Genomic DNA, 9,122 nt, shown 5'->3' with positions numbered 1-9,122 from the left:
CGAAGACGAACGTGGCGGGCAGGCGCAGGCCGGTGGCGGCCGAGAGCCGGTTGCGCAGCTCGACGGCGGTCAGCGAGTCGAAGCCCAGCTCCTTGAACGTCCGGTCGGGGGCGATCTCGTCGGCCGAGTCGTGGCCGAGGACAGCCGCCATGTGCGCGCGCACCGCCTCCAGCACACAGCTGTCGCGTTCCGCCTCCGGCAGCGCGGTGACCCGGTCCGTCAGCGACGGGCCGCCGGTGCCCGCCACGCCGCTGTCCGCGACCCGCCGCGCCCTGGTGCGGCCGGCGGCCAGGCCGCCGCGCGAGGCCGCGGTGGACTGCCGGATCGGGACCAGCAGCGCGTCACCCACGGCGTACGACCGGTCGAACAGCGCCAGGGCCTGCTCGGTGGGCAGCGGATCCATACCGGCCTGGCTGATGCGCTGCCGGGCACCGTCGTCCAGCTCACCGGTGAGCGCGCTGGTCTCCTCCCACATTCCCCAGGCCAGGGACTGCGCGGGCAGCCCGCCGGCCTGGCGGTGCTGGGCCAGGGCGTCCAGGAACGTGCTGGCGGCCGCGTAGTTGGCCTGCGAGGGGTTGCCGTACACCCCGACGATGGAGGAGAACAACACGAACAGCGCCAGGTCGGCGTCCTGGGTGAGCTCGTGCAGATGCAGCGCGGCCTCGGCCTTCGGCCGCAGGACCCGGGCCAGTTGTTCGGGGGTCAGCGCGTCGACCATGCCGTCGTCGAGGACGCCGGCGCAGTGCACCACCCCGGTCAGCGGGTGGGCGTCGGGGACGCCGGCCAGCACCTCGGCGAGCCGCTCGCGGTCGCCGGCGTCGCAGGCCGTGACGGTCACGGTGGCGCCCAGCGCGGCGAGGTCCTCGCGCAGGGCGGGGGCGCCGGGTGCCTCGGGGCCCCGGCGGCTGGTCAGCAGCAGGTGCCGCACCCCGTGTCGGGTGACCAGGTGGCGGGCGATCAGACCGCCCAGGGTGCCGGTGCCGCCGGTGACCAGGACCGTGCCGTCCGGGTCGAGCGGCCTCGGCAGTGTCAGCACGATCTTCCCGATGTGAGCGGCCCGACTCATCAGCCGGAACGCGTCGCGCGCCCGGCGGATGTCGAAAGCGCGGACCGCGGGGTGGGTCAGCTCGCCGCGCGCGAACCGGCCGAGGATCTCGGTCAGCATGCGTCCGATGCCGTCCTCTCCCGGCTCCCTCAGGTCGAGGACGCGGTAGCGGAGGCCGGGGTACGGCTCGGCGAGCTGCTCGGGGTCGCGGACATCGGTCATGCCCAGCTCCACGAACCGGCCCTTCTCGGCCAGCAGGCGCAGCGAGGCGTCGGTGTGGTCGCCGGTGAGGCTGTTGAGGACCACGTCGACGCCGCGGCCGCCGGTGGCGGCGCGGAAGGCGTCCTCGAAGTCCAGGTCGCGGGAGGAGGCGCGGTGGGCCTCGTCGATGCCCATCGCCTCCAGCATCGGGTGCTTGCCGGGGCTGGCGGTGGCGTAGACCACCGCGCCCAGGTGGCGGGCGATCTGCACCGCCGCCGTGCCGACGCCGCCGGTGGCGGCGTGGATGAGGACCGACTCGCCCGCCTTGAGGCCGGCGAGGTCCACCAGCCCGTACCAGGCGGTGAGGAACGCGATGGGCACGGCCGCCGCCTGCTCGTCGGTCCAGTCCGGCGGGATCGGCACGACGGAGCGGGCGTCGGCCACGGCAGTCGAGCCGAAGGCCCCCTGGAACATGCCCATCACGCGGTCGCCGACCGCCACCGAGGTGACGTCCTCGGCCACCTCGAGCACCACGCCCGCGCCTTCGCTGCCGCGGAACGCCCCGTCGCCCGGGTACATGCCGAGCGCGATCAGCACATCCCGGAAGTTGACGCCCGCGGCGCGGACCTGGACGCGGACATGGCCGGGGGCGGGCGGCCCGGGTTCCTCCGCCGCCACCAGCCCCAGGTTGTCCAGCGTGGCGGGAGCGGCGATGTCCAGCCGCCAGTGGGGGGTTTCCGGAAGGGCCAGGGCGCCGCCGGACACCGCGGGGACCAGGCGGGACACGCGCACCGTCCCGTCCCGGACGACGATCTGCTTCTCACCGGCGGCCACCGCGACGGCGACGGCCGCGGCGACCGCCTTCGGCAGTTCGGGCCCGTCGAGGTCCACCAGGACCAGCCGGTCCGGGTGCTCGGACTGCGCGGAGCGGATCAGGCCCCACACCGGGGCGTGCACAAGGTCGGTGACGTCGTCGCCCTCGAAGGCGGCGACCGCGCCGCGGGTGACCACCACCAGCCGGGAGACGGCGAACCGCTCGTCGGCGAGCCAGCGCTGGACGGTGTGCAGCACCTCGCCCAGCCGGCGGCGCAGCGCACCGGGGAGGTCCCCGTCGTCCGGCGCCGGTTCGCAGGGCAGCAGGGTCACCGGCGGGGCGGGCAGGCCGCCGTCCACCGCGGCGGCGAGCGCGTCGAGGTCGCCGTAGCGGCGCACTCCGTAGCAGGTGGGCTCGCTGCCGGTGGCGACCGCGGTCCAGTCGTCGGTGGCGGTGCCAGGCTCGGGGTCGGTGAGCGGGGTGTACGCCACGCGGAAGAGCCCGTCGCGCGTCTCGTCGCCGCCGCCGCTCGGGAGTTGCCCCGCCGTGAACGGCCGGGTCACCAGGGACTCGATCGAGATCACCGGGTGTCCCGAGGCGTCGGTGGCGTGGACGGACATGCCGTCGTCGCCGACCGGCGCGAGTCTGACGCGCAGCAACTCGGCGCCGGTGGCGGCCAGCGACACGCCGTTCCAGGCGAACGGCAGCGCCATCCGGCCTTCGCTGTCGCCGCGCACCGCGCTCAGTCCGCTGGCGTGCAGCGCACCGTCCAGCAGGGCGGGGTGGATGCCGAACGCGGCGGCCTTCCCGCGCTGCTCCTCCGGGAGGACGACCTCGGCGAAGACCTCCGTCTCGCGCCGGTAGACGGCGCGCAGCGAGCGGAAGGCGGGGCCGTAGCGGAAGCCGCCCTCGGCGAGCTGGTCGTAGCAGCCTTCCACGGGCACGGGCCGGGCGCCTTCGGGCGGCCACTGGGCGAGGTCGAACGGCCGGGCGGCCCCGCCGGGCGCCAAGGTGCCGGTGACGTGCTGGACCCACGGCCGGTCGGACCCGGAGGGGCGGGCGTACACGCCGAGCGTACGGCGGCCGTCCTCGTCGGCGCCGCCCACCACGAGCTGGAGGTCGAAACCGCCCTGCTCGGGGAGGACCAGCGGGCTCGCCAGCACCATTTCCTCGAGGCGGTCGCAGCCCACCTCGTCACCGGCCCTGACGGCCAGTTCCACGAACACGGCGCCGGGCACCAGCACCGCGCCGGCCACCGCGTGGTCGGCCAGCCACGGATGGGTGTCCAGGCCGAGCCGGCCGGTCATGACCACCTCATCGCCTTCGGCGAGGAGGGTGACGGCTCCCAGCAGCGGGTGGTCGGCCGGCGCGAGGCCGAGACTTGCGGGGTCGCCCGCCGCGCCGGCGGTGGCATCCAGCCAGTAACGCCGCCGCTGGAACGCGTAGGTGGGCAGGTCGGCGGGGCTGGTGCCGTCCGGGAACACCCGGCTCCAGTCCACCGCGACGCCATGGGCGTGCGCCTGGCCGAGCGCGAGGAGGAAGCGGTCCCAGCCGCCCTCGTCCCGGCGCAGGGTGCCGAGGGCCGTGGCGTTGGCGCCCGACTGGTCCATGGTTTCCTGCACGCCGATGGTGAGGACCGGGTGCGGGCTGCACTCGATGAACACGCCGTGCCCGTCGGCCAGGAGCGCCTCGGTGGCCTCTTGGAACCTCACCTGTTGGCGGAGATTGGTGTACCAGTAGCCGGCGTCCATGGTGGTGCCGTCGATACGCCGCCCGGTGACGGTCGAGTACAGCGGGACGGTGCCTGCCTTCGGCTCGATACCCGAGAGGGCATCGAGCAGCGGGCCGCGCAGCGCGTCGACGTGGGCGCAGTGCGAGGCGTAGTCCACCGGGACGCGCCGGGCGCGCACGCCATCGGCCTCATAGCCCTCCAGCAGTTCTTCGAGGGCGTCGGCGTCGCCGGAGACCACGGTCGAGGAGGGGCCGTTGACGGCGGCCACGCTCAGCCGCCCGTCCCAGCGCTCCAGGTGTTTCTCCACCAGCTCGACGGGCTGCGCCACGGAGGCCATACCGCCACGGCCGGACAGCTCGGGAAGCACCTGGGAGCGCAGCACCACGACGCGGGCCGCGTCGTCCACCGACAGCACGCCCGCGACGCAGGCCGCCGCGATCTCGCCCTGGGAGTGGCCCACCACGGCCGCGGGCTCCACACCGTAGGAACGCCACAGCTCGGCCAGGGCCACCATCACCGCCCACAGCACGGGCTGGACCACGTCCACCCGGTCCAGCGAGGGGGCGCCGGGATCGGCCCGCAGCACCGACTCCACGGTGTAGCCGGTGTGCCGTTCGACCGCTTCGGCGCAGCGGCGGAAGTGTTCGGCGAACACCGGTGAGGCATCGGCCAGCGCGAGGGCCATGCCGACCCACTGCGAGCCCTGGCCGGGGAAGACGAACGCCGTCGCGCCGGGGCTCACCGAACCCGTGACGACGTGGCCGGCGGGGGTCCCCTCGGCCAGCGAGCCCAGCCCGGCCAGGAGGGTGTCGCGGTCGGCGGCGACCACGGCGGCACGGTGCGACTGCGCGGCGCGCGAGCCGGCCAGGGCGAAGCCGACACGGGTGGGGCTCGCCTCCGGCCGCTCGGCGAGGAAGTCCCGCAGCCGGGCGGCCTGGGCGCGCAGCGCCGCCTCGCCACGCCCGGACACCAGCCACGGGACCACCGGCGACTCGGCGGCGGGGGCGGGCTCCTCGGCCGGCGGGGCCTGTTCGAGGATGACGTGTGTGTTGGTGCCGCTCATGCCGAAGGAGGACACACCGGCCCGGCGCGGGCCGCCGGCCTCGGGCCACGGCCGCGCCTCGGTGAGCAGCCGTACGGTGCCCTCGGACCAGTCCACCTGATGGGTGGGTTCGTCCACGTGCAGGGTGCGCGGCAGGAGTCCGTGGCGCAGGGCGTGCACCATCTTGATCACCCCGGCCATGCCGGCGGCGGCCTGGGTGTGCCCGATGTTGGACTTGACCGAGCCCAGCCACAGCGGGCCGCCGTCGGCGCGCCGCCTGCCGTAGGCGGCGATCAGCGCCTGCGCCTCGATGGGGTCGCCCAGCGAGGTGCCGGTGCCGTGCGCCTCCACCACGTCGATGTCCCGGGCGGACAGCTGGGCGTCGGCCAGCGCCGCGCGGATGACACGTTCCTGGGCAGGGCCGTGGGGCGCGGTGAGGCCGTTGGAGGCGCCGTCCTGGTTGATCGCGGAGCCGCGGATCACGGCGAGCACGGGGTGCCCGAGGCGTTCGGCGTCCGCCAGCCGTTCCACCAGCAGGACGCCCACGCCCTCGGCGGGCCCGAAGCCGTCGGCCGCCGCCGCGAACGCCTTGCACCGGCCGTCGGCGGCGAGCCCGTTCAGCTTGCTGAACTCCAGATAGGTGCCGGGGGTCGCCATCACGCACACCCCGCCGGCCAGCGCCAGGGAGCACTCCCCCTTGCGCAGCGCCTGCACCGCCAGGTGCAGGGCCACCCCGGACGAGGAGCAGGCGGTGTCCACCGTGAAGGAGGGGCCCTCGAAGCCGAAGGTGTAGGAGATGCGGCCCGACATCGAGCTCGCGGCCAGCCCGGTGGCCAGGTACCCGGCGACGTCCTGCGGCACGCCCGCGGCGTTGCCCGCGTAGTAGACGGTGCTGCCGCCTACGAAGACACCGGTCTTGCTGCCGCGCAGTGAGGTCAGGTCGATGCGGGCGCGCTCGATGGCCTCCCAGGAGGTCTCCAGCAGCAGGCGCTGCTGCGGGTCCATGGCCAGCGCCTCGCGCGGGTTGATGTCGAAGAAGTCGGCGTCGAAGTCGGCGATGTCGTGGACGAATCCGCCCTCGCGCACATAACTGGTGCCGGTCTCGCCCGAGTCGTTGAACATGCCGGGGTCCCAGCCCCGGTCGTCGGGCATGGGGGAGATCACGTCGCGGCCCTCGGACACCAGGTCCCACAGGGCCTCCGGAGTGTCCGTCCCACCGGGGAACCGGCAGGCCATGCCGACGATCGCGATCGGCTGGCGGTCCCGGGCCTCCACCTCGCGGAGGCGCTGCTGAGTGTCATGCAGGTCGGTCGCCACCCGTTTGAGGTAGTCGACCAGCTGTTCCTGGTTCGCCATGGCGTCCTCTTTAGGCCCTTCCCAGGTGGGAGTCGATGAACTGCAGTACTTCGTCGGCCGAAGCCTCCTGGAGCCGCTCCGCGACGCCATTGCCCTCCGCGGCCGTGGGTTTCTGGCGGCACCGCGTCAGCAGCGCTTCGAGGCGGGCTGTCACGGCGTCCCGTTCCCCGTCGTCGACGAGCAGGTCGACGTGGTCCTCCAGCCGGTCGAGTTCCTGGATCAGGGCCTCCGACCCGCTCAGCCCCTCGGAGACCAGTTGTTCCCGCAAGTGCTCGGCGAGCAGTGCGGGGGTGGGGATGTCGAAGACGAGGGTGGAGGGCAGCGTGGTGTCGGTGACCCGGCTGAGCCGGTTGCGCAGCTCGACCGCGGTCAGCGAGTCGAAGCCGATCTCCTTGAAGGGCCGCGACGGATCGACCGCGAGGACATCGCCGAGCCCGAGCACGGCCGCCACGTTGCGCCGCACCAGCCCCAGCAGGGTGCGGCTCTGCTCGGCCGCCGAGAGGCCCGCCAGGCGCTCCGCCATCGTCAGGTCGTCCCCGGTGGCGGGCTGCCCCGCCGCGGCGGCGCGCCGGGCAGGGGCCTGCCTCACCAGGCCGCTGAGGATGCGGGGCAGGACACGGGCGTCGGCGAGGTCCCGCAGCGCTTCCGGGTCGAGGCGGGCGGGTACCAGCAGGCTTTCGGGACGGCGCTCGGCCGCGTCGAACAGGGCCAGGCCCTGCTCGGACGACATCGCCCGGATACCGGAGCGCTCCATACGGGCGATGTCGCGCTCGTCCAGGGTGCCGGTGATGCCGCTGGTCTGTTCCCAGTACCCCCAGGAGAGCGACTGGCCGGGGAACCCGGCGGCGCGGCGGTCCTGGGCGAGCGCGTCCAGGAAGGCGTTGGACGCCGTGTAGTTGCCCTGGCCGCCGACGCCGGTCACTCCGCCGGTCGAGGAGAACAGCACGAAGGTTGCGAGGTCCTTCTCGCGGGTCAGCTGGTGCAGGTTGACCGCCGCGTCCACCTTGGGCCGCAGCACCGCGCGCAGCCGCTCGCCGGTGAGGGAGGGGATGGTGCCGTCGTCGATCACGCCGGCGGCGTGGATGACGCCGGTCAGCGGGTGCGCCGCCGGGATGTCCGCCAGCAGCTCCGCCAGGGCGTCGCGGTCGGCGGCGTCGCAGGCGGCGATCGTCACCTCTGCGCCCAGGGCGGTCAGTTCGTCGCGCAGCTCGGCGGCGCCGGGCGCGTCGGCGCCCCGACGGCTCGTCAGCAGCAGGTGACGGGCGCCCCGCGTGGTGACCAGGTGGCGGGCGACCACGCCGCCGATCGTGCCGGTGCCGCCGGTGATCAGTACGGTGCCTTCGCTGTCCAGGCGCCGACCGGGCAGGTCCGGCGGGGTGGGGGCGGTGTCCTGGCCGATACGGGCCAGGCGCGGGACAACCACACCGCCCTGGCGCACCGCCACCTGCGGCTCACCCGCCCCGAGCGCGACGGACAGGGCGCCGGGCAGCAGCGCCGCCGCGTCCGGGTCGGCGCCGTCCAGGTCGACCAGGACGAACCGGTCGATGTTCTCCAGTTGCGCGGAGCGCACCAGCCCCCACAGGGCGGAGTGCACCAGGTCGGTGACCCCTTCGTCGCCGCTCGTCGACTGGGCGCCGCGGGTGACCAGCACCAGCCGGGAGTCGGCGAACCGCTCGTCCGCGAGCCAGCGTTGCACAACCCCGAGCAGCCGTGCGGTCTCGTCGTGGACCGCGGCGGCGAGTCCGGGGTCGAGGGCGGTCGCTCCGCCGGCGAGGGGTGCGCAGTCCAGCACCATCAGGTCGGAAACGGGGGCGCCGTCGTCGACGTACCGCGCCGACTCCGCGAGATCCGTGGTGGTGCGCACGGCATGTCCGGCGCGTTCCAGCGCGTTCGTGATGCCGAGGCCGTCGGCGCCCGCCACTTCCCACGCGCGGTCGGCGAGCGCCTCCGGCCTGGGCTCGGCGGAGATCCACTCGACGCGGTAGAGCGAGTCGAGCTCGGAACCGCCCCGGCTCAGCTGCTCCAGGGAGACCGGGCGGAAGACGACCGCGTCGGCGGAGGCGACCTGACGGCCCGAGGGGTCCGCGACACTCAGCGACACCCCGTCGGCCGTTTCGTTGGGGACCATACGGACGCGCAGCGCCGAGGCGCCGGTGGCGTACAGCGACACGCCGTTCCAGGTGAACGGGAGCAGCATCTGCCCGTCGGGCGGGCCGCCCTGCCCGATGCCACCGGCTTGCAGCGCGGTGTCCAGCAGGGCGGGATGCAGGCCGAACCGTCCGGCCTCGCCGTGCAGTTCCTCGGCGAGCGCGGCCTCGGCGAACACCTCGTCTCCCCGGCGCCAGGCGGCCTTCAGGCCGCGGAACGCCGGCCCGTAGCCGTAGCCCGCCTCCGCGAGACCGGCGTAGAGACCGTCCAGGGACAGCGGCTCGGCGCCGGCCGGCGGCCACTGGGTGAAGTCGAAGTCGTCCGGCCGGGCACCTGTGGTGAGGGTGCCGCTCGCGTGCCGGGTCCACGGCCGGTCGGCGTCGTCGGGGCCGTCGGCGCGCGCGTGGACGGTGAAGCCGCGGCCGCCGTCCTGGCGTGGCGCGGAGACGACGAGCTGGAGCTGGAGGGCCCCGTCCTCGGGGAGGACCAGGGGGGTTTCCAGGACGAGTTCCTCGACGCGGTCGCAGCCCACCTCGTCCCCCGCCCGCACGGCGAGGTCGACGAACGCCGTGCCGGGCAGGAACACCGAACCGGCCACCGCGTGGTCGGCCAGCCAGGAGTGTCCGGCGGTGGAGATCCGGCCCGTCAGCAACACCTCCTCGCTCTCGGCGACCCGGACGGCGGCGCCGAGCAGTGGGTGGTCGGCGGAGGCGAGGCCGAGACTGTGGGGATCGCCCTGGCCGCCGATGGTGGAGGCGTCGATCCAGTAGTGCTGGTGTTGGAA

The 9,122-nt window shown here is 74.5% G+C and carries 2 protein-coding genes; both read right to left on the bottom strand.

Annotation, left to right across the window (positions count from 1 at the left end):
- Positions 1-6,190: type I polyketide synthase (locus CCN51_RS21125; RefSeq protein WP_086859965.1), on the bottom strand; the 6,190-nt coding region annotated here is incomplete at its 3' end.
- Between the two features lie 10 nt (positions 6,191-6,200).
- A partial coding sequence (locus CCN51_RS21120) for a type I polyketide synthase (protein ID WP_143675861.1) occupies positions 6,201-9,122 on the bottom strand: 2,922 nt, incomplete at its 5' end.

The organism is Streptomyces milbemycinicus (assembly GCF_002154605.1).
Taxonomy (GTDB): Bacteria; Actinomycetota; Actinomycetes; order Streptomycetales; family Streptomycetaceae; genus Streptomyces; species Streptomyces milbemycinicus.
The sequence above is the reverse complement of the archived record's forward strand: the minus strand, read 5'-3'. Positions and strand labels throughout refer to the sequence as shown.